Below are 22,868 nucleotides of genomic sequence, written 5' to 3'. Positions count from 1 at the left end.
GGTGGTTGGCATTTTAAATTAACCCACAAACTCTGTGACTGGGCAGACAATATTTTTGTTGAATATATTAACTTTAAATCATGATAAGCGACGAATTGTGAGAAAGCAATTTTTAGACTATGAAATAGATCTATCTCTTAATGAAATACTTTCTAATATTTGCAGGAATTGAAGCCAATATTATTTGTATGATTTAACGGTAGGAGTATCAATAGCCAGAATTATTAATAAATTATTGTCAAAACCACAACACAACTAAGCTAGTTGATAGTATAAGGTGAGAATATTCTAACTAAGTAAAAGGTATAGTAATGTCTGTCGTCTGTATCGAATTTAAACCAGGTTTAGAAGGTGTTCCCGCTACCCAATCAAGTATCAGTCACGTCGATGGACAGCTAGGAGTACTGGAATACCGAGGCATTAATATTCAGGAACTGGCAAAAAAGAGTTCTTTTCTGGAAACAGCATATTTATTAATTTGGGGCTATCTTCCTAGCAAAGAAGAATTAGAAAGCTTTGAGTATGACATTCGCTATCACAGAAGAATTAAGTATAGAATTCGGGACATGATGAAATGTTTCCCAGAAACTGGACATCCAATGGACGCTCTACAGACTTCAGCAGCAGCTTTAGGTTTATTTTATTCTCGCCGTGCCCTTGATAACCCAGAATATATTAGGTCTGCAGTCATCAGGTTACTGGCAAAAATTCCAACTATGGTAGCTGCTTTCCAGTTAATGCGTAAAGGTAACGATGCTGTACAGCCAAAAGATGACCTGGACTATGCAGCCAACTTCTTATATATGCTGAATGAACGGGAACCCGATCCATTAGCAGCACAGGTATTTGATGTTTGTCTGACCCTCCATGCTGAACATACTATTAATGCTTCTACATTCTCAGCTATGGTAACTTCTTCTACTTTGACAGATCCTTATGCAGTTATAGCTTCGGCAGTGGGAACTTTAGCTGGTCCACTACATGGGGGTGCTAATGAAGACGTTATTACTATGTTGTCCGAAATTGGTTCGGTAGAAAATGTTAGGCCATATCTAGAAAAATGTTTGGAGACTAAGGCCAAAATTATGGGTTTTGGTCACAGAGTCTATAAAGTGAAAGACCCGCGAGCTATTATTCTTCAGGAACTGGCAGAAAAGTTATTTGATAAGTTTGGCTACGACAAATATTATGAGATTGCTTTAGAGATGGAAAAGGCTGTAGAGGAAAAATTAGGCCACAAAGGGATTTACCCAAATGTGGATTTTTATTCTGGTTTGGTTTATCGAAAATTAGGCATTTCTAGCGATCTATTTACACCAGTATTTGCTATAGCTCGTGTAGCTGGTTGGTTAGCTCACTGGAAAGAACAGTTAATAGAAAATCGGATTTTTCGTCCTACACAAATTTATACAGGAGAGCATAATATTTCTTATACTCCTATTCAAGAACGTTAAGTATCATAAACATTCAAAACAAATATAGTCTTATGTAGTATAATCTGCGGTTTTGTCTCCAGAAATTTGGGCTACTATTGACATAATCTAACAATGTCTGTGATGATAGAAAATCAAATAGCCTCAAGAGTCAACGATCTGAGTTCAATAGGGTGAAATTACTGGAATGACACGCTACCTCTAGACACATCAGAACCTACGTCCAAGACTCTGTATTATGACCAAGTAGAAATTGAATCAGGGAGATCATCAAAAAAGAGGAAAAGAAAAAGTAGCTCCCTTTTGCTTTTAGCTATGGGATATAGGGTGTTGTAGTTCACGAGCGTCAAGGTAACACCTGCAAAATAAGGATATGTCTTATGTGACTATATTTTTATGAACTATTTGATCATGGATAATTCAGAAATTGTTTTTTCAACTGTCGCCGACATGAAATGCTACGGGACATGAAAAGTGTAACTCCTTTGGAAGAAAGAGTATGACAGAAGGAACCAAAAACGCATAGGTGTGTAGCATAATTGTTCATCCTGCACAGTATCTCAAGAGCAGCTTCGGGAAGATGTCAAAGATGTTACTAAAAGTCGTTATTAGCAGGAAACTATTAATGATTTTTTTGACCTATGAATATTTTTGCTTCTGCCTTTGTAATAAGCTTTCTCGTACTAGCAGTTGGATTTCTTACCCAGAAGATTTTGATTAAGAGGGAGATTAAATGGTCTTTTCCTAGTATATATAATCAAAATGTCAAAGACAACGAACTAGAATTAAGCAGTCCAACTCAAGAATTGTTGTATTCCAAAGTTCTGCTTTATACCAGTGCTGTTGGCATTATCGGGGGATTAGTTGCTACAGCTTACTACTTTGTTTTAGAACACTTTTTGGAGTTGGTCTGGGAAATAGGGAAGCACTACTTCACAGGAATTTTCCCGGATTGGTTCCCAGCATGGAACTACACCTGGATTGTATCAACAATTGGAGGGTTTGGGGTTGGCTTGTGTCTCTATTTCTTTGGTCAACCAGGAGAAATGGCAAAGGTGATTGAAAAAATTCACGATCCTGGTCGTTTGGAACCAAGTCAAACACCAGGAATGATTGCCACTTCTTTAGTTTCAATTACTGCTGGTGGAAGTTTGGGACCTGAAGCACCTCTGGTACAAATTAATGGTAGTTTAGGAAGTTGGATTGCAGATAAACTGAATTTGAGTCTTAAGGAAACAAGAGTTCTGACCTTTTGTGGTATGGGTGCAGCATTGGCAGCTTTCTTTGGCGATCCGGTTGGTGGCCCTTTATTTGCCCTGGAGATTCCTCATCGCCGCGGAATTCAGTATTATGAAGCAATTATTCCGGCGGTTGTTGCAGGGATTTTTAGTTTTGGTGTGTTTCGGTTTGGCACTGGGTTAGAAATTGGAGGTATCTATCGCTTTGACTACTTTGATAGTATTCCTGCTTTGAGTTGGCTAAATCTTCTGGAAGCTGGATTTCTAGGAATAGTTGGTGGTTTAGCTGGAATTTTGTTTATTGGGATTTTTCGACTTACAGAGTTGGCCATTCAACCTATTGAAAATAGGCATATTTGGCGAGCAATTTTGGGAGGATTGGGAATTGGGTGGTTGGCAGTTTTATACCCCCAAACTCTCTTCTTTAGCGAGCAGCAAATTGAAACTCAATTAATTGAGCCAGCTACTACACTTACGGTTGTGACGTTACTCGGAATTTGTTTGGCTAAAATGATGGCCATTAGTTTCACGATTCATGGTGGATTTCGAGGTGGTTTTATTTTTCCCCTATTTTTCACGGGAGCAAGTTTAGGATTGGCCATCAGTTTTTTGATTCCAGCGGTACATCCAACTATTGCAATGTTATGTTGCATGGCGGCCATTAATGTATCGATTACCAAAACTCCGATTAGTACCTCGATTATTTTGAGTGTTTTATCTGATACGTCGATAATTCCGATGATAGCGATCGCTAGTTTTACCAGTTTTATATTGACTAGCAATATTGGTTTGTTAAGAACTCAACGTCCTAGAAAACAAGTAGAACATCCACAGTGCCTGATTAAAACAGCACTATATGAACAGGAAGTTTCATTAATTGATAATGGATAATGGATAATGGATAATGGATAATGGATAATTGATAATTGATAATTACAAGAAGGTTAAAACGGATAGGATTTAATAAAAGGAAAAAATTTATTCTCTTGGTCGATTGGATATGGCGAGGAAACCCGTTCTTGCAGACCCGCTTTCCTAGCGGAATGCTATCGCAAACGCTAACGCCATCCGGAGACCGCTTTTTTCCCCTTGAAAGGGGAGGCTTTAAACCTAAATTATTGAATTTTGAATTATTAATTCTTCGGTAAAATATATAGTTAGGGTTTGCGCTTCACTAGTCTTTTTGTTGAGGTAGGAAGTAGTTAAGATTCAGGATAAATGGGAGTTATAGAGGAAGTGGTCGAAAGAATAATCTCCTAATTTTTCTGCCATAGTTACCCAAAAATGCTAGCTTTTTGAACCTGGGCAACCTAAAAGACAGTAATTTTTCCAGACCTAAAAAGTATGGAATCTTGATCTGTCAGTGCTTTAAGATTTAATCAGCAAACCCTAAATTATAATTATTGGCTGAGTAAGTAGTTAGACAAAATTATTTGTATATTTACTATTGAGCTATGTTTTGATTTTTTATTATTTTTTGGGGTAATTTTTACCAAAAAATTGGGTTCAAAGCCTCGCCCTAGAAGAGCGATTTTTTAGTTATTTTTTTCAATATATATGTTATCATTCTGTTAGTTTGGATAGGAATTATGAAAGCTAGATTTAAGTATCGTATCTATCCAAAACCGGGACAAAATATCAATTAGCAAAGCTATTTAGTTGTGTCCGTGTTGTTTGGAATGATAGCCTAGCCTCTTGCCAATAAAAGTATAGATTGGGAGAAAAGAAACCTACTAATTCAGAACTACAAAAACAGTTAATCACTCAAGCTAAAAAGACTGAAAATAGAGAGTGTTTATCAGAAGTTTCAAGTATACCATTGCAGGAATTTTTATATGTCAATGGTTTGATATTTAATCAGTAAGCCCTAATTATAACTATTCAATCAGACATGATTTAATTTGATAAACCAAACCTATATCGATGAATGAAACTATTACTATAAGTCTAGAAAAAATTTGTGTATCAACTGATTTTCCTTATGGTGAAGCTTGGATACCAGATGAAGATAAAAATCTACTACAACTTAGTTCCAGCTATTATGTTAATTCCGGTTTTGGCAATAAGGATTTAGAACAATTTTGGGTTTGTAGTCAAGATTTTATATTATCTAGGGGTGAAGGTTTACCAGGACGAGTTTGGTTATCAAAACAACCGGAATGGATTATAGACGTAACTATCGAATCTGAGGGATATTTTTTACGCAATCAAATTGCGAAAGCTTTTGGAGTCAAAAGCGGCTTTTCTGTGCCTGTAATTACACAAAATAAAGTTTTGATAGTGTTAGCTTTTTTTACATCACAAACTCATTCTAAAGATACAAAAATTATAGAAATAGCAACAAGTCAAGCCGAAAGTTTAGGACAGCTTCTATTGTAAGCATTTCCTCTGGAATGCTGCGCAAACAGCAGTCAGCTATTGCTTTTAGTTTTAGATATAAAGCTTTACTGATTGAGTCAGAATTTATACTTACGCTCTCTAGCTGGCTGAAAAAGTCTATATTCATTCAAACCATCTGCTTTTGTGATCGAGCTGACAGCTAATAGCTGTTTGCTTACCAATTTATAATAGACATCAAAATTTTTATGAACTATAAACCTCTTTTACCAATTATCAATTATCCATGATCCATGCTCCATAGAAATATCGGGTTTGAGTAATCCCAGAACCCTATCTTTCTGATAAAATCAACAAGCAAAGTAATAATACTTATTTAACCCGACTCTAAATGAATTCAGGAATTGATCTACAAAGAACATTTATTCAAGCTCTCGTAGACTTGGGCCTATCTCCAGAAATAGCCAGAACCGTTTGGCTACCATTACCCATGTTATTAATGATTGCCGCTGCTACTGTTAGTGTTCTAGTAACAGTGTGGCTAGAGCGAAAAATCTCCGCAGCAGCTCAACAAAGAATTGGCCCAGAATTCATTGGTCCTTTGGGAACTCTAGCACCTTTAGCTGATGGTTTGAAGCTAGTTTTCAAAGAAGACGTTGTTCCTTCTAAAGCAGATCCTCTACTATTTACTCTCGGCCCTGTAATAGTAGCCATCCCAGTATTTTTGTCCTATCTAGTAGTTCCTTTTGGACAAAATTTAATTATCACAGACCTGGGGGTAGCAATATTTTTATGGATAGCCCTTTCCAGTATTCAGCCTATTGGTCTGCTGATGTCTGGCTATGCCTCCAACAATAAATATTCTCTACTAGGAGGTTTACGAGCAGCAGCACAGTCTATTAGCTATGAAATACCTTTAGCTTTAGCTGTACTGGCAGTAGTGATGATGTCCAATAGTCTCAGCACAATTGATATTGTTGAGCAACAATCAGGCTATGGCATTTTAGGATGGAATATTTGGAGACAACCAGCGGGTTTCCTCATTTTCTGGATATCAGCATTGGCAGAATGTGAAAGACTTCCGTTTGACCTTCCTGAAGCAGAAGAAGAGTTAGTAGCGGGATATCAAACAGAGTATACAGGGATGAAATTTGCCCTCTATTACTTAGCGTCTTACATTAATTTAGTTCTATCCGCTCTATTTGTGGCAATTTTATATCTAGGTGGTTGGGAGTCCCCCGTACCAGTTGGACTTCTCAGTGACTGGTTAGGAGTAAGTGAAACAACTCCGTGGCTACAAATAATTACTGCTACTTTGGGCATTACTATGACATTGCTCAAAGCTTATTTTCTAGTATTCATTGCTGTTTTGTTACGTTGGACATTACCAAGAGTCAGGATTGACCAATTATTAGACTTGGGATGGAAGTTTCTCCTACCCGTTGCTTTGGTAAATCTACTGTTAACTGCAGCCTTAAAGTTAGCCTTTCCACTAGCTTTTGGTGGATAAATCCATAGCTGATTTGAGACTTTTAGATTAAACTGTATCAAAAATCTAAAATTACTTTTGCTAATTAATTAGACTTCCTAGGAGAGAACGCCATGCTAAAATTCCTCAACCAAGTAGGCGAATACGCTAAAGAAACTTTTCAAGCTGCTAAATATATTGGTCAGGGTTTATCTGTAACTTTTGACCACATGAGCCGTCGTCCTATTACTGTACAATACCCCTACGAAAAACTTATTCCTTCTGAAAGATTTCGAGGCAGAATTCACTTTGAATATGACAAGTGTATTGCCTGTGAAGTTTGTGTAAGGGTTTGTCCGATTAATTTACCTGTAGTTGATTGGGAATTTAATAAAGAAAGCAAAAAGAAAAGGCTCAAGCATTACAGTATTGATTTTGGTGTTTGTATTTTCTGCGGTAATTGTGTGGAATATTGTCCAACTAACTGTTTATCCATGACGGAAGAGTATGAATTAGCAGCTTATGACCGCCATGAGTTGAACTATGATAATGTGGCCCTGGGACGATTACCATATAAGGTAACAAATGACCCAATGGTAACTCCTATGCGAGAATTAGCTTACTTACCTAAGGGAGCGATAGACCCTCATACAGTTCCTCAAAATGCACGTCGCGCTGGTCTTCGTCCGGAAGAAATTCTTGAACAAATGGAAGCTGAAAAACCAGTGGCAGAGACTACAGAAAAATAGCTATTAGTTTATTAGTTATTTAGTTGTGAAGTAATATTCAGCTATTAGCGGTCAGCTCTTCCTTTGGAATGCTACGCAAACAGCTTTTGAATGAATGAAGCAAGCATTCGTTGAACTTCTACTAAATTTTCACTCTATAGAGGGAAATGTAGATGTGGCTCGATAAACTGCTAAGGTTAAGTGATGGGCTTTTACCCATAATTTTAATTTTTTGAAATCTCTCAATTGCTTTTTCTCCTTTTTTATAAGGTAATAACCCCAATAGCTGATAGCTGATAGCTGATAGCTGACCGCTGAATGCTTACGTTTAATAACTAATAGCTAATAGAATTCAAAATAAACAAATCTCAAAAGGAATAAAAAGTGGATTTAGCACAAGGAGTTCAATTTGTTTCATTTGCTTTATTAAGCATAATGATGATTGCTGCTGCTTTGGGAGTAGTGTTATTTTCTAATATTGTCTACTCAGCATTTTTGTTGGGTGGAGTATTTATTAGTATTTCTGGTTTATACCTTTTATTAAATGCTGATTTTGTGGCTACTGCCCAAGTTTTGATTTATGTTGGAGCTGTTAATGTCTTGATTTTATTTGCAATTATGCTTGTAAATAAACGAGAAGATTTTAAAGTTTTGCCTAATGCTTGGTTGAGAAAAATAGCTACAGCTTTAGTTTGTGTTGGTTTATTTGCCCTACTAAGTACCATGGTTTTATCTACTTCTTGGTCAATTCCTGGTGCTAGTATTGCTAGTACAGAAAGTTCAATTGTTTTAATCGGCAGGCACTTTTTTAGTGATTTTTTACTTCCTTTTGAACTTGCTTCTGTGTTTTTGTTAATGGCAATGGTGGGTGCTATTATTTTGGCTCGTCGAGATATTTTGCCTGATGAAGTACCGACTGATATCCCTCAAACACCTGTTTTAAGTTTGCCAGAACGTCCCCGTGAATTAGTGTCTGGTTCTAGCGAAATTTCTACTAATTAAATTCAAAGAGTTGATAAGTTTATGCAATTGCAACTGGAGTATTTTTTGTTATTGGCCGCAGCACTTTTCTGTATAGGTATTTATGGTTTAGTTACTAGCCGCAATGCAGTTAGGGTGTTGATGTCTATTGAGTTAATGCTTAATGCTGTAAATCTAAATTTGATGGGTTTTTCTAATTTCTTAGATCCCCAAAATATTAAAGGTCAGGTATTTACTGTATTTGTACTTACTGTTGCTGCTGCTGAAGCGGCCGTTGGTCTAGCGATAGTTCTCGCAATTTATCGTAACCGTGACACTGTAGATATGGAACAGTTTAATTTATTAAAGTGGTAATTTTAAGGTAAGCATTCAGCTGTTAGCATTCAGCGTTCAGCTTTAGTTAATAATATTTGAATGCTTACTTTTTAATACTATAAAATGTTTTATTTGAGCAGTTTTAAATGTATTCCTGTGCATCTGGATTTCAAGAATTAAGAATTTATAATTAAGAATTTAGAATTACCTCTCCTTTAAAACTGATAGGATTGACTCAAAGGAGATTTTTTCTTTTTATCCTCTTAAAATAGGAGGATTTCAACCACAATTTTTCGGTAACTATTTATTGTCGAAAAATTTTTTTTAAATACTATGTAAAGAAATATAATTTTATTTACTGAAAAATATTAAGCTTCGTTACTAAGCTGCAACATAAAATAATTTCCGTGCTACCGTTTCTAATCATAAACAAGCTCAAATAATTTAGGGGAGGAAAAAATTTTGAATTCAGAAATTAAAAAATATCCATCTTGTTCTTTACATCAAGATGTTAGTGAATATGTGGCTGATTTACAATTTCACATGACTTTACACGCTCGTAATTTAGTTCCTTCTCTTAATCAAGCAAAAGATGGTCGTGAGGAAATGTTGCAGCAAACTCAGGCTCATTTTGAAAAGTTGATTTCTAGACAAACTCTTTAGTTATTTTTATATTTATTTTTATTCCAAAACCCAGTTTCAACTAGCAAAAGAAATTGGGTTTTTTAATTTGTTTTAAAACTTCAACGACTCCACATTCCATAGAACCCCTAACCGTATCTTTTACATTTACATTAACTTTCCTTTCTGCAAACTGAGCGATCGCAATCAAAACTATGCTATGCTTTTATTGAATAAAAAGTCATGCTTAGGGGCGAACAAACCCTTATAAGCTTTATGATATCACAAAAATTGTGAGCATGGAACCGAAAAACCTTTGGCACGCCGCATTTTTTAGGATGCTTCACAAAATGAATATGTTAATGATTTTTCACTGGGGAGTTATTGATGGAAAGATTTGATGAGAAAAAACCACTATTTATGGAAGCTTCACAGAATGAAAATATTTCTGGTATTGCTCCTGGGAAAAATTCCTGAAGATTTGATTGTCTCTCAGTTAGGGAAATTAGTTGAATAAAAAGTCATGCGTAGGGGCGAACAATTCCTTATAAATTTTATGATATCACAAAAATTGTGAGTATGGAAGCGGAAATCCTTTGGCGCGCCTGGAGCTTAACCAAATGAAAATGTTGGCGATCTTCCACTTAGGAGGTATAGATGGAAAGATTTGCAGGAGCTAAACAAAATGAAAATATTTCTGTGTTGCCTCTATTCCACTTACCGACTCGTAACTCAAAAATTGGCGCTGCTGAGTGGTAATGATTTTTAGATTAAGTAGGGTTTGCTGAATATAAGTTTTTCAATTTTACTTTCAGCTACTTACTATTAAATTTGAGCAACATTGAAAAAGTTTTTTTCAGAGTGGGAGAAGTTCTTGCTAGACAAGGATTTGACCACGGATACACGGATGATTAATCTGCATTCTGTGAAGCAGCAAAAAATAACCAGATATTTCTCCTTGCATCGCTAAAAAAATTATGATGCTATGTAATTAATTATTAGGTGTAACTCGCCCCTAAGCATGACTTTTTATTCAATGCAAAAACAGCATTTCGCCACTGAATACATATAGAGGAGATACTCACCCCATAAATAGTACCGATATTATTCATGTAGAAGCGATCGCTATACTCACAAATCCAGAAAAATATCATCCTGTGAAGCATTCGCGAAAGAACTGGCAACAGGAAAAATTTTTACCCCATCAACAGATTGATATTACTTATGCACAAATCCAGAAAATAATCATCCTGTGAAGCTCCAAAAAACGGCAAGGTATTTCTCGTTGCATCTCCAAAAAAGTTATGGTATGATGCAATCATTGGGTGCTGCTCGCCCCTACACATGACTTTTTATTCAACTAAGAAAAAGCTTATATTTTACGTTGATACTTAATCTAAAAATCATTACCAATCAGCAACGCCCAAAAATTTAATCGCGGACAAAGATATCAAATAGATGTCTTTTTTTTCTCAAAATCTTTGTCTCAATTGTAGTCAGAGATTTTTGACAAGTTTTAATTATACTTTTCAGGTTGTGTATTTTAAAATTCAAAACTTTGTTATCAATCTCTGACAATAATATTGGTGAATAAACTAACAAATTTTCAATACTTTCAGCGATTTTTCTCAATTTCGTGATATGGTGAATTTAATTATAATCCAAGGGATTTTTATTGCTTAATGGAAAAATAAACTTGTAAACCCTTATTATGTCGTTATTTTAGGTAGCGATCGCTCTTTATTGCTTGAAGGATGACTAACTAATTTTCTCCAACCTATTTAACTGGCAATTGACAAAAGTATATTTATGTGTATTGCATAAATTAGCACTACATCAGGAAAAAACTAATAGTAGGAATAAAAGTAGACTTTTTACCAATATTTTTCATCTTTTTATATTGTGGTTAACCAGTTCAACTTTATATTGCACAACACTAGGAATAGTTTACTTTAATGGTGGGTCACATTTCTCGCAAAAATAAAGAGTTGGAACTTCAAAAGTCTCTGACTTAAAGGTGTAGTCAGAGTTACCACTGTACTGCTTTAACCCAGATTCAAAATTTCTCTTAGCTATATCTGCTGCTAAATCTTCCTTTGCTATAACCTCTCTGTCTTTGGACCGAGAAGCTAATACTTTAATAGTTAGCTTCAAATTATATGAGGGGTTTAAGTGTACTGTATTAATTGTATATACATCAATTAGCTGATAAATGGCAAAATACCACTCAAAAGACTGGGGTGGAATTTTAGTTGTGTGTTTCTTAGAAGTTTTTTCAGCAATAGTAATACTTTCACTTGTCGATCTACTTAACTCCTGAGACACCTTATATCTCAATTTAAAACCATCAGCTCCTAATTCTTGAGATGATCTAATACCTAGCTTTGAAGCAATTTCTTCAAATCTCTGAATTGTTAAACCAGTTTCTCTAGTATAGCTGATTTCTCTTTCTCTTCCTCCAGGTTGCCCATGAAAAAAATCTACTAATACCCAGTATTGCTCTTTGACAAATTCCTTTAATTCTAATAATTCCGATTTACGCCAAATCTCTTGTGAACTATTCTCTTTCTTATAAACATGACGGCTAACAAACTTTTTCTCTGTTTTTGAAGGAGGGTAATCACCAAACCTAACTTCTGGCTGAACTAAAGTTGTATCTTTATATTGATAAATTAATTTAAAGTCACTCATAAAGTAATTCAGAGGGTAACATCGAATTTGTTCCTTTAACTTGACACTTGTTAGAGTGTTTTTCAAGCAAGCGTTATACACTCAAAACATAACTATTAATTATATCGCAGTTACTGTAGAGTCTCCTGTATTAGATAAAAAACCTAAATCCACGGAAAATTTCAAATTCTTCTTAAAGCTTAAAGGAAGGAAATTCAATTTCAAAGAACAATCTTAAAGCTCAACAAAGATTAACTTGATAAATATTGCCATAAAAATGATATGGTTACTAAGAAATAAGCTTTGAAACCTACGCTTTCAAGCAGAGTTACTAATAACTGATAACTAATAACTGAAATGCCATATTACATATCACCTAGATTTATAGATAAACTAGCAGTTCACATTACCAAAAATTTCTTAGAACTCCCCAGGATTAGAGTACCTTTAATATTAGGAATACACGGACGAAAAGGAGAAGGAAAAACTTTTCAATGCCAATTAGTATTTGAAAAAATGGGAATAGAACCTGTCACAATATCTGGTGGAGAATTAGAAAGTAAAGATGCGGGAGACCCAGCACGTTTATTACGTTTACGTTATCGAGAAGCGTCAGAAAAAATTAAAGTTCAAGGTCGAATGTGTGCCTTATTTATTAATGACTTAGATGCAGGTGCTGGTAGATTTGATGGGGGTACTCAATATACGGTAAATACTCAATTAGTAAATGCTACTTTGATGAATATTGCTGATAATCCTACTAATGTACAATTGCCTGGTAGTTATGATGAAACTCCTTTACATCGAATACCTATTATTGTGACTGGAAATGATTTTTCTACCCTCTATGCACCTTTAATTAGAGATGGTCGAATGGAGAAATTTTATTGGGAACCAAATCGAGAAGATAGAATTGGTATAGTGGGTGGCATATTTAAAACTGATGAACTTTCTGCCAGAGATATTGAGAATTTAGTAGATGAATTTTCTGACCAAGCTATAGATTTTTTCAGTGCTTTACGCAGTCGAATATATGATGAACAGATTCGTGATTTTATTCATCAAGTAGGAATAGAAAATATTTCCAAACGGGTAGTGAATTCTGTAGAAAAAATTCCAGATTTTCCCCAACCTAATTTTAATCTATCTCATCTTCTAGAATATGGAAAAATTATGGTTGGAGAACAACAACGTATCCGAGAATTGCGATTAGTTGAAGAATATAATCAATCTCGATTATTCGGTGGTGCTCAGGTAGAGCGGTCGGAAAAAGTTGCGCCAAATTCTAACTATTTATCTCCAGAAGTAACTATATCTAATCAGTTAATAGAAAATAGGGTTAATCATAACGTTAAAAATAATAATCTCAGTTCAGAAGTTAGAGAAAAAGTGCAACAAATTCTCCAAGATGGTTTGAAAATAGGAATGGAATATGCAGATAAACGTAGATATAAAACTGGTTCATGGAAAAGTTGTGGAACAATAGATAGTCAGGGAGAAAAAGAAGTGATTAATGCTGTAGAAAATTGTTTAGCTGAACATCAAAATGATTATGTGAGGTTGATTGGAATTGACTCTAATGTAAAGTGCAGATTAGTTGAGCAAATAATTCATAAACCAAATTAGATATTTGAAAGAAGAAAGAAGAAGGAAGAAGGAAGAAGGAAGAAGGAAGAAGGAAGAAGGAAGAAGGAAGAAGGAAGAAGGAAGAAGGAAGAAGGAAGAAGGAAGAAGGAAGAAGGAAGAGGGGTTCAATAATTGATAATTGATAATGGATAATTGATCATTACCTCTCCCTAAAAGGAAGAGGATTGAATAAAGGGAAAAAATTTATTCTCTTGGTCGATTGGATATGGCTAGGAAACCTACTCTTATCAGAGCCGCTCCGAAGATCGCCATCCCACCCTACGGGAAGCTACGCTAACGACCGCTTTTTTCCCCTTGAAAGGGGAGGCTTTAAGCCTGAATTATTGAATTATTGAATTATTAAATTATTAATTCTTCGGTAAATATTGAAAACAAGGAATAAACGATAGAAATAAATAGGGCTTGCTGATTAAATATCAAAGGATTGACTGATATTTGTTTCAGCCTTTTTTTGCCTTGAAAAAGTGTAAGCTTTTCGGTCTAAAAAGCTCAAAAAGCTAGTATTTTGGGATGATTATGACAGAAAAATAAAGGGAAAATTTTTACGACTACCTCCTCTACAATTTCCATTTCTCCTATCTCCTACTCCTACCAAAAGACTTTATTCAGCAAACCCTAAATATCTAAAATGAACTGAATAGACTATTTTTAAGTATCCGCTCAATAAATCGGGGCGGACTACCAGTTTAGGAACGATTTTACGCCGTTTGAGGCTTACCATTTACCGATTTACCCCGGATTATTGAGCGGTTACATTTTTAAGCATATCCTCCTGACTCCTGACCAAAAAAAATAAGGTCTCAACCCTCCCCTTTTAAGAGGATGAAAAAGCGGTCGTTAGCGTAGCTTCCCGTAGGGTGGGATGGGGAGGAAACCTGCGTTATATCCAATCGACCAAGAGAAAATAAAGTTCAATATTTAAGCCTCTGAGTTTAACTAGAGGTACTGATAACTGATAACTGATAACTGATAACTGAAATGACTCCTCCTAAATTTTAACTATCTTTCTGTAAAGAACTTTCATGCCAATCTTTTAATAGAAAATCTGATAAAACTGTAAACAAAACAAAAATAATTATTCCTAAACCTGTAGTTAAAAATAAAGCAGCAAACATTCTGGGAATTTCTAAATTGTAACTAGATATCAAAATTTGATAAGCAATACCGGAACGAGTACCCCCTGTACCTGCAACAAATTCTGCTACTATAGCTCCAATTAATGCTAAACCCCCACTAATTTTTAACCCACCTAAAAAATAAGGTAAAGCACTAGGAAATCTCAAATAAATTAGAGTTTGCCAACGAGATGCTCCATATAGCTTAAACATATCGCTCAAATTTTTATCAACACTATTTAATCCCAAAGTAGTATTAGAAATAATCGGGAAAAATGCGACAATCCAAGCACAGAAAATTAAAGCTGCAAAAGTATTATTTTTGAACCAGATAATAATTAGAGGAGCAATAGCAACAATAGGAGTAGTCTGTAAAATCACTGCATAGGGAAACAAACTTCTTTCAATTAATTTATTCTGAGCAAATAACATGGAAATTAACACCCCTGAAACTACTGCCACTGCTAAGGCAACAACTGTAATTTTGACGGTAATTAACAGAGAGGCAAATAATTGATTCCATTCCTGAATCATTGTCTGAAATACTAATATTGGACTTGGGAATAAATAGGGAGGAATATTCATTACTCTCACGGAAATTTCCCAGGTTAGCAGTACTATAATTCCTAAAATTATTGGAGCAATAATCTCAAGAGAAAGTAGCTTATTCAGGATTTTATTTTGTGGTTTTGTTTGTGCTAATGGTTGTTTCTTGTTCTTATTAATTTCAGTAGGTATCATCAGAGACTAGATTCTATTATGTATCTGTAGTTTTTTTATAATACCAATTTATCTAAATGCGAAAGTTCCCATAGTTTACCTTAAAAAAAGAAAAATAAATTCATTATCTTAGTTCTTCCCAGAAAATGTTTGCCAGACCCTGTATAACTATAATGAATGATATTAGTAGACTAAGATTACTAAATTTTAATGCCACAAGCTAAGGTGTGAGTATAGTTCAGCATCTCAAGCTCATCTAGATTTTGTTACCTTCCATCCAAGTGCAACAAAGCCTAAAATAACTCTTACGGTAGCGGAATTATCAAAATTACAGATATAAAATGTACTCACTTTCACAAATACTTTCACCTGACAGAGATATTAATCAGAAATTTGTATGAATGTGGTGCTTTAGAGAAAATACTGAAAATCAGTGAACCTATTCCACTATTTTTAACACGCTTATTTATTAACAGACTTATTTATTTAAGTAAAATGTGTTTGAAAAGCTGAATTTTTCGTTTTTAACTCTTAAAATATTTAGGATTTTTACTAAAAATCTGATTACTGGGATAGGTTCATGTCTTTTAAGATGTTTTAAACTAATTAACAATAAATAAGGTAAAAGTCTTAAATTTGGTTTTGACAACAATCTAATGACTTAATTTAATATTAGGTAACTTATAATCTTATAAATATAGTAGGACATTACAAATTTTTATTTATCTTTAAAATATCGGGAAAAGACCTGGAACACAAGGTAAGTTAGCGTGACTGTTGAATCCCGACCAGCAAAAAAAAATTAATTAGGAGGTTCTTGCTGTTCAACATATTCTTTGAATTTTTCCAGTGGTGTGCCACTACAACTAGAAATTTAATATAGCAGTTTTCGGTACATCAACGATCCCCCTAAATCCCCCTAAAAAAGGAGGACTTTCGGTTTCCCCCCTTGTCAAGGATAGGGTCAATTTATTGTCACTAGAAAAAAATTGATAGGGAGATGGGGACTCACCCCTAACCTATCCCAGGAGCGGAATGTGGGAAGATTCTTATATTTGCTTGCACAATTTTTTGTATTTCTTATGAATATTCTCTGAGGACAAAGAATTAGCCCTGCCTTGTCAAGGGGGGTAGTAGGGGATCTCCAGCAGTGTAACTCACGCTTACTGAGAAATGTTATATCTGCTCGTCCAAAGCGCTTTTTTAGACCAAGAAACCTTGTGAATGGGGGTTAGACAAAAATTAGGCAAAAAAAGTCCTTAAATTATCAATCGAATTACTTTTGTTAATCTGAAAAAGGCCAATTATACTGATCTTACCTCTTAAATATCTATATCTAAATCCAAGGAATTATATCCCAGGAAAAAAATGACTTTATCCTTCAAGCAATTGACTTTATATTTTTCTCTACTATCTATTGGTGGTGGCACAGGATGGTTGGGTCATCGTTATATCGAAGCCAAAGGTTTGACCATAAACTCTAATGTAGTACCTGTAGTCAAACAGCAACCGATAGATTACCCGTCACATTCAAACTCTGAAAATGCTTTACTTGAACCGACTAACTATAACTTTATAGCTCAAGCAGTAGAAAAAGTAGGTCCAGCAGTAGTCCGTATTGATGCAGCTAAAAAGTTAACAACTCAAGTTCCAGAAGCTTTTCAAAATCCCTTATTTAAACGTTTCTTTGGGGAAAATTTACCTATTCCAGAAGAACGCGTTAAACGTGGTACTGGTTCTGGAGTAATTATTAATTCTAATGGTCGCTTAATTACAAACGCTCATGTAGTTAGTGGAGCTGATACAGTTAAGGTGACACTGAAAGATGGCCGAGTTTTTGAAGGTCAGGTTAAAGGTGTAGACTCACTAACAGATGTGGCTGTAATTGAAATTCAGGCCACAGGTCTACCAGAAGTGTCCATTGGCAAATCAGAAAAATTAATTCCGGGACAATGGGCGATCGCTATTGGCAATCCTCTTGGTTTAGACAATACTGTGACGGTAGGAATTATCAGTGCTATTGGTCGTAGCAGTTCTCAAGTCGGTATTCCAGACAAACGAGTCCGTTTTATCCAAACAGATGCCGCGATTAATCCTGGCAACTCTGGTGGACCACTTTTGAATGGCCGTGGTCAAGTAATTGGCATCAATACAGCGATTAGAGCTGATGCCCAAGGATTAGGATTTGCTATTCCGATAGAAACGGCAAAAAGAATTGCGGATGAGTTATTTGATAATGGGAAAGTAGACCATCCATTTTTAGGTATTTCAATGGTTGATTTAACGCCAGAAGTCAGAGATGAAATTAATAAACGACTAGACATGAATATTCAGCAAAATCAGGGTGTTGTGATTATGCGAGTTATAGAAGATTCTCCAGCAGCTAAAGCTGATTTGCGTCAAGGAGATGTGATTCAGAGAGTAGCTGGAGTGGCAGTTAAAAGTCCAGTAGAAGTTCAGCAACAGGTAGAACAAAGTTTAGTTGGAAAAGATTTAGCAGTAGAAGTAATTCGTAATCGTAAGATTGCTACAATTCTCGTCAAACCCGATACTTTTCCCCTCTCAGTAGTAGACTGACACGCCTAAAATAGTGCATTAGGCTTTTTGATAATCACCGCATCACCCGGTCATTACAATCCCCCATCCCCCCATTTTCTAATGCACATTTTTAGCTGTGTCGGTCCAGTAGAATCGGAATAAATAGAAATCTCCAGAAAAGAGGGAATAGGGAACCCACCCCTCGCCCCTCCCCCTCCCAGGAGGGGAAATAATTGATAATTTATGTACGATAATTGATTTTATTTTTGATTTTTACCAGATGTCTAATAGACATCTCCGAAAAAGAATAAACTTTTTGCAGAAGTAGGCAACAGCTCCGGAAGGCAACAGGGAAGAAAATTTATGAAAAAAGTACATAAAACATAATCCATAAGTGTAATTTCCACTCCTATGTCTAATGTTGATTTAATTAATAATAATAGAGTTTGTCTTACATTTAATCTTAACTTAATACTTAAGTAGGTAGGTGCAATTAAATGTAGGATTTATTATCATAAAAATAGTAGGGACGTTCCATGGAACGTCCCTACAAAGGTTTCAGAAGAAGTTTATTTGACTTTTGGAAATATAGCACAAGGAAGAAGGTAAAATGAGGCGTTATTTGAGTTTGAAGCTTTTGATATGTCTTAACCTTTCCTTAGATTTTTGTATCTATGGTTTGACTATTATAGAAATACAGAAACTAAGTATTTTTTAAGTTTAACATTAGCTATTTATCAATATTTATCTTTTTTTTTGGGTTTAATAACCCGCCGTCTACACGGTGTTTACAATTGGTTGAGGTTTGAGTCCCAATCCACTTCTTCCTTCTTCCTTCTTCCTTCTTCAGCAAATATCAACTAAAATCATAAATTATGACAACCATCATAACCAGCTCTCAGTTAGAATTGACATTAACAGAAGTAGCAGGAACAATATTTTCTATTACTGGTAATGATACTTTTATTCTGACAGCTGACAATGGTCAAAACTTTTTTGTAGACCTTATAGATGAACTAAATACTTCAATCTTAGGCTTACAAATTGATCAATCAATCAAAGTAACAGGGTTTATAAACTTAGAAGATAACCGATTAAATCTAATCAATACTATTCTAATTAATGATGATTTTACCAGACCTCCACCACCAATTGTCGGACTACAAACTATATCTGGAACTGTTGGTTTTGTAGTTGATGATCGCCAATTTATTTTAAATTCTAATGGTCAAATATACTTTGTTAACTTATTAGATGAATTTAATGCTATAGCATTAAACTTACAGCCAAATCAACCCATCGCAATTACAGGAACTGTAACTCTAGAAAATGGCAGAATAGATGTTAATAGTACCAGTATTATTGATGGTGTAAATATTCCTACTCCACCTCCTTTCATACCAGACGGTCAATTTCCACCAGGTTCCATTATTGGTAATAATACTCCTCAGTTTATTCAAGGTACCCCTAACAATGATACCATTTTTGGACTAGGTGGTAATGATACCATTGATGGGCAAGCAGGTCAAGATAGTTTATTTGGTAGTCCCGGAAGTGATAGTATTTTTGCGGGGATAGGCAATGACACCATATTTGGTAATGAAGGAGCTGATACCATTAATGGTGAAATAGGAGATGATAGTATTCTGGGCAATCAAGATAACGATATTCTCGGTGGTGGTGAGGGTGATGATACTATCCTGGGTAATGAAGGTAGTGATGAGATAGATGGGGGTGGGGGTGATGATAGTCTGGTCGGCAATGTGGGAAGCGATAGTATTTTTGGTAATGTCGGCAATGATAGTATCGGTGGGAATGAAGATAGCGATCGCCTTGATGGTGGAATAGGCAATGATAGTATTGCCGGAAATGAAGGTAATGATAGTATTTTTGGCAATGATGGTAACGATAGTATTTTTGGTAATCAAGATAATGACCGTCTGGAGGGAAACTTAGGTAATGATACTATTCGTGGAGGTAAGGGTAACGATATAGTTGATGGTGGTTTTGATTTAGATTTCATTTTAGGAGAGTTGGGTAATGATGAGTTGAGTGGGGGAGAGTCTGAAGATTTGATATTTGGAGGTAGAGATAATGATTTTCTTGATGGTGGTGGAGGAAATGATATCCTCAGTGGAGATTTGGGTAATGATACTATTGTTGGTGGTATTGGTGATGATTTTATTATTGGTGCAGGTCGTCAGTCTGGAGAAAATGAGATTGATTTTTTGACTGGTAGTGCTGGTGCTGATACGTTTGTTTTGGGTAATAGTGATGTTGCTTTTTATAGTGGTGCAGGTAGTAGTGATTATGGAGTAATTGTTGATTTTGATAATCTCGAAGGTGATGTAGTTATTGCATTTGGTGCCGATGGAGTTGTGTTGAGTCCTGCTTCGATAGAGAGTCAGGGAGGTACTGGAGTTTTTGTAGGTGGGGATTTAATAGCGATTTTTATTGGTGTTACAGAATTGGAAGTTCAAAGTGGATTGATTTTGATTTAGCAAGGAAGAGAGAATAGGGAGTTATATCATGTCCGGTTGAATAGTTAGGGAAGAGTCAGTAGAATTCTTTTTTATATTTCATATTATTAAACTTTAATTATAGTTCATAAAAATATAGTCAAATATGACTAATCCTTATTTTGCAGGTGTTACCCTGACGCTCGTGAACTACAACACCACGCCAGTTGCGTGACTGTCGGGGAACCCGCAAGGGCGTACTGGCTCCTCTATCCCATGGTCAAAGACAAAAGGGAGCCGCTTTTTTCATAATATTTAGAGAACCGTTGACATCAGCATTAATTAATCCAATGCTTGCAGTACGATTGCATTCCTCTTTGTCTTGATGCAGTCGCTCATGGGAAACCCCCTTTGGCGGCGCTGCATCGCTTTATTCTTTTTCCTGAAAAGGTGACTTGATTTTTCTGACCTTCAGTGTACACAGGAATCAAATCATTATCTATAAAACTTGCTTTTGACGTATAATAGTCATCTGTAATAATTACATTTATCCCTGCCATCTTGGCTTTATAAGATAACATTTCAATTAACTTATTATAGGGAACATATACAAAGTTTTGATTATTTCTTTTCCCTAGATTTATCTTCTGCTTCCACTCTTGATTGTGCCCTATTATCAATGTTCCTATTTTCTGATTAATCAGGGTATTAATAATCAAATGAGATGATTTATGAAGATAATCATTAATTTTGAATTCTCTTTTTAACATCAGCTTTTTCAGTTTCTTACTCGATCTATTTTCCTGGATTTGAGACTGTAGGAAGCTTTTAATTTTGTTATAGTATTGATTGATAGATTTTAACGGTCTGCCATTGATCACTCTTTGGTTTGATTCCGGCTTGATTAAAACTTAATGTAGCTAAGTTGTTTAATCCTATATCAATACTGGCACAACGATTTTTCTCTAGCTCGTATTGTTTGTCGCATTTTTCATCAATGACCTCTATTACATAATGATTTAGTTTAGGCACTAGACTAACTTGTTTAATTTGTGCAGTAGGCACTAATGTTTTTAGATAAATTTCTGTCTTGCTAGGATTAATTATTCCTTGTTTTAATTGTTTTTTGCTGATGGCTTGTGTCGTATAAACTACAATATTTATTCCTATTATTTTATTTTTATATCTAGGAAGACGAGGACGAGCATTAAACTTTGATGACTTGGTGTTTATAGACTTCGTTCGCTGCTAAAAAACTTTTCGGTGTTTCTATCTAAAATCATCAAGATTTGTTGAGATACTCGATTCTGGAATTGCTTGATAATCTGATTGAGTAGAGAGTGTTTTTTGCAGGTCATAATAGTGAGGATAATTATGTGCAAAAATGGAAGATTGACGAACTAAATAATTAGCATGAGTTTAAGAGATTTTTCGACAAGAAACATAGTCTGTCAATTTCAGTATAAAATTGATGATTTTTTTGAATAATATGTCTCTCTACTAATCTCATAAATCAAGGGGTTAAAATTATATTAGGATTCGAGGATTTCGGCATTTTTATGATTATTTAGTCTGGAATTATCAGCCAATTTCATTATACTATTAAATTTTGTCAAATATTTAGTAGAGCCTTTATAGAACCCCTAACCGGCTCTTTTCTTGAAATACTTTGGCTGACAGAAAGCCGAATTCATCGCAGCCTAACAACTATCAGGGTTGGTGGAAACCGAAAAATTATGAACTTAGGACTATAAAAGCCGGCCGCAACTTGTTACTCTATTAACTTGTTATCTGTCAATAGCCATAATTACTTAAGCATTTCTACTTGTCTAAAATTTCTCATTTTGAGATTATTCACCTTTGGCAAAAATGTAAATATTCTGGATGATATTAACGTAAACACTTGCTTGTAGCTTGATTCTAGACAGAATCTTTTACTTTTAAACACAACATTGGCACAATACCTTATGTACAAATTATGATACCAAATGCCTAAAATAACGCAAGTGCGTGAAATATTTTGCAATAATTTGGGGAAAATCGGAACTTGTTTGATTAAAATTATTTATTTTAATCACTGAAATGATAATTTAAAACTATATTTTCCCTTCTTGTCTAATTTTTAGTTAGAAACTACTTTTGGATAATTGGCGATCGCCAAACAGACAAAAAAGAGAAAATTAAAGATATACTTAGGGGTTCTATAACTGTTTAACCGGACATGATATTAGGGGTGGGTTGACTCCTAAGAAATAACCTAGTTATTTGTAGCAAAAAATTGTCAAATTGGTATCACAAGATGAAATTTTGGTGGTGGTGCATTGTAATTATCGTCAGTGGGAGCATCTTGCTCCCGTTCTAAGTGTTGCTTGTCTCCACTTACCATTACAGTTGCAGGACTACCAAAATTTGTAAGGACAACCTAGCGTAATGGTGAAAATATATATTTTTTAATTTCTCCCCACACTCCCCACACTCCCCACACTCCCCACACTTCCCACCCTCCCCACACTCCCCACACTCCCCACACTCCCCACACTCCCCCCACTCCCCACACTCCCCACACTCCCCACACTCCCCACACTCCCCACCCTCCCC

The 22,868-nt window shown here is 35.2% G+C and carries 16 protein-coding genes; 12 read left to right on the top strand and 4 right to left on the bottom strand.

The features are described 5' to 3' along the window. The first annotated feature begins 311 nt into the window (after window positions 1-311). The 8 genes from F6K18_RS28170 to F6K18_RS28130 all read left to right on the top strand — a co-directional run bounded on the left by F6K18_RS28170 (window position 312) and on the right by F6K18_RS28130 (window position 9,163). A complete protein-coding gene (locus F6K18_RS28170) occupies window positions 312-1,454 on the top strand; it encodes a citrate synthase (RefSeq protein ID WP_287525712.1) in 1,143 nt (380 codons plus the stop codon). A gap of 692 nt (window positions 1,455-2,146) precedes the next feature. Then, entirely contained in the window at window positions 2,147-3,562 is a 1,416-nt protein-coding gene (locus F6K18_RS28165) for a chloride channel protein (protein ID WP_287525710.1), read from the top strand. 1,032 nt (window positions 3,563-4,594) lie between these two features. Then, a complete protein-coding gene (locus F6K18_RS28155; RefSeq protein ID WP_287525707.1) occupies window positions 4,595-5,050 on the top strand; it encodes a GAF domain-containing protein in 456 nt (151 codons plus the stop codon). A gap of 349 nt (window positions 5,051-5,399) precedes the next feature. Beyond that, window positions 5,400-6,518 (top strand): NADH-quinone oxidoreductase subunit NuoH, encoded by a 1,119-nt coding sequence (nuoH, locus tag F6K18_RS28150; RefSeq protein WP_287525706.1) that lies wholly within the window; start codon window positions 5,400-5,402, stop codon window positions 6,516-6,518. Between the two features lie 92 nt (window positions 6,519-6,610). Beyond that, window positions 6,611-7,225, top strand: coding sequence for an NAD(P)H-quinone oxidoreductase subunit I (gene ndhI / locus F6K18_RS28145; RefSeq protein ID WP_287525705.1), 615 nt, complete (start codon window positions 6,611-6,613; stop codon window positions 7,223-7,225). Window positions 7,226-7,588: 363 nt separating this feature from the next. Further along, window positions 7,589-8,206 (top strand): NADH-quinone oxidoreductase subunit J, encoded by a 618-nt coding sequence (locus tag F6K18_RS28140; RefSeq protein ID WP_287525703.1) that lies wholly within the window; start codon window positions 7,589-7,591, stop codon window positions 8,204-8,206. A gap of 27 nt (window positions 8,207-8,233) precedes the next feature. Then, window positions 8,234-8,539, top strand: a complete 306-nt coding sequence (gene nuoK / locus F6K18_RS28135) for an NADH-quinone oxidoreductase subunit NuoK (protein WP_287525761.1) — start codon at window positions 8,234-8,236, stop codon at window positions 8,537-8,539. A gap of 423 nt (window positions 8,540-8,962) precedes the next feature. After that, window positions 8,963-9,163, top strand: coding sequence for a hypothetical protein (locus tag F6K18_RS28130; protein ID WP_124146093.1), 201 nt, complete (start codon window positions 8,963-8,965; stop codon window positions 9,161-9,163). Between the two features lie 1,905 nt (window positions 9,164-11,068). Here the strand turns inward: F6K18_RS28130 and F6K18_RS28125 are convergent. Beyond that, complete coding sequence (locus F6K18_RS28125; protein ID WP_287525700.1) at window positions 11,069-11,812, bottom strand: hypothetical protein; 744 nt, start codon at window positions 11,810-11,812, stop codon at window positions 11,069-11,071. Between the two features lie 336 nt (window positions 11,813-12,148). On the opposite strand from F6K18_RS28125, the gene F6K18_RS28120 reads away from it, so the two are divergent. Both F6K18_RS28120 and F6K18_RS28115 read left to right on the top strand, forming a co-directional pair. Next, window positions 12,149-13,417 carry a ribulose bisphosphate carboxylase small subunit gene (locus F6K18_RS28120; RefSeq protein ID WP_287525698.1) on the top strand — a complete coding sequence of 423 codons (1,269 nt, stop codon included), beginning with the start codon at window positions 12,149-12,151 and terminating at the stop codon, window positions 13,415-13,417. A gap of 4 nt (window positions 13,418-13,421) precedes the next feature. Next, entirely contained in the window at window positions 13,422-13,553 is a 132-nt protein-coding gene (locus tag F6K18_RS28115; RefSeq protein ID WP_287525696.1) for a hypothetical protein, read from the top strand. A gap of 880 nt (window positions 13,554-14,433) precedes the next feature. Here F6K18_RS28115 and F6K18_RS28110 read toward each other — a convergent pair. Continuing rightward, window positions 14,434-15,294 carry an ABC transporter permease gene (locus tag F6K18_RS28110; RefSeq protein ID WP_353735200.1) on the bottom strand — a complete coding sequence of 287 codons (861 nt, stop codon included), beginning with the start codon at window positions 15,292-15,294 and terminating at the stop codon, window positions 14,434-14,436. Window positions 15,295-16,641: 1,347 nt separating this feature from the next. Between F6K18_RS28110 and F6K18_RS28105 the strand changes: the two genes are divergently transcribed. Both F6K18_RS28105 and F6K18_RS28100 read left to right on the top strand, forming a co-directional pair. Continuing rightward, entirely contained in the window at window positions 16,642-17,850 is a 1,209-nt protein-coding gene (locus F6K18_RS28105) for an HhoA/HhoB/HtrA family serine endopeptidase (RefSeq protein WP_287525694.1), read from the top strand. Window positions 17,851-18,686: 836 nt separating this feature from the next. Next, on the top strand, window positions 18,687-20,312 hold the full coding sequence (locus tag F6K18_RS28100; RefSeq protein WP_287525693.1) for a calcium-binding protein: 1,626 nt from the start codon (window positions 18,687-18,689) through the stop codon (window positions 20,310-20,312). Between the two features lie 353 nt (window positions 20,313-20,665). On the opposite strand, the gene F6K18_RS28095 is transcribed toward F6K18_RS28100, so the two are convergent. Next, on the bottom strand, window positions 20,666-21,151 hold the full coding sequence (locus F6K18_RS28095) for an IS200/IS605 family accessory protein TnpB-related protein (RefSeq protein WP_287525692.1): 486 nt from the start codon (window positions 21,149-21,151) through the stop codon (window positions 20,666-20,668). Further along, window positions 21,108-21,335: a hypothetical protein gene (locus F6K18_RS28090; RefSeq protein ID WP_287525690.1), complete on the bottom strand. Its 228-nt coding sequence runs from the start codon at window positions 21,333-21,335 to the stop codon at window positions 21,108-21,110. Before F6K18_RS28090 ends, F6K18_RS28095 begins: the two co-directional genes overlap by 44 nt. Between the last annotated feature and the right edge of the window lie 1,533 nt (window positions 21,336-22,868).

The sequence above is a fragment of the Okeania sp. SIO2C2 genome (assembly GCF_010692625.1).
In the GTDB taxonomy this organism is placed as follows: Bacteria; Cyanobacteriota; Cyanobacteriia; order Cyanobacteriales; family Microcoleaceae; genus Okeania; species Okeania hirsuta.
The sequence above is the reverse complement of the archived record's forward strand: the minus strand, read 5'-3'. Positions and strand labels throughout refer to the sequence as shown.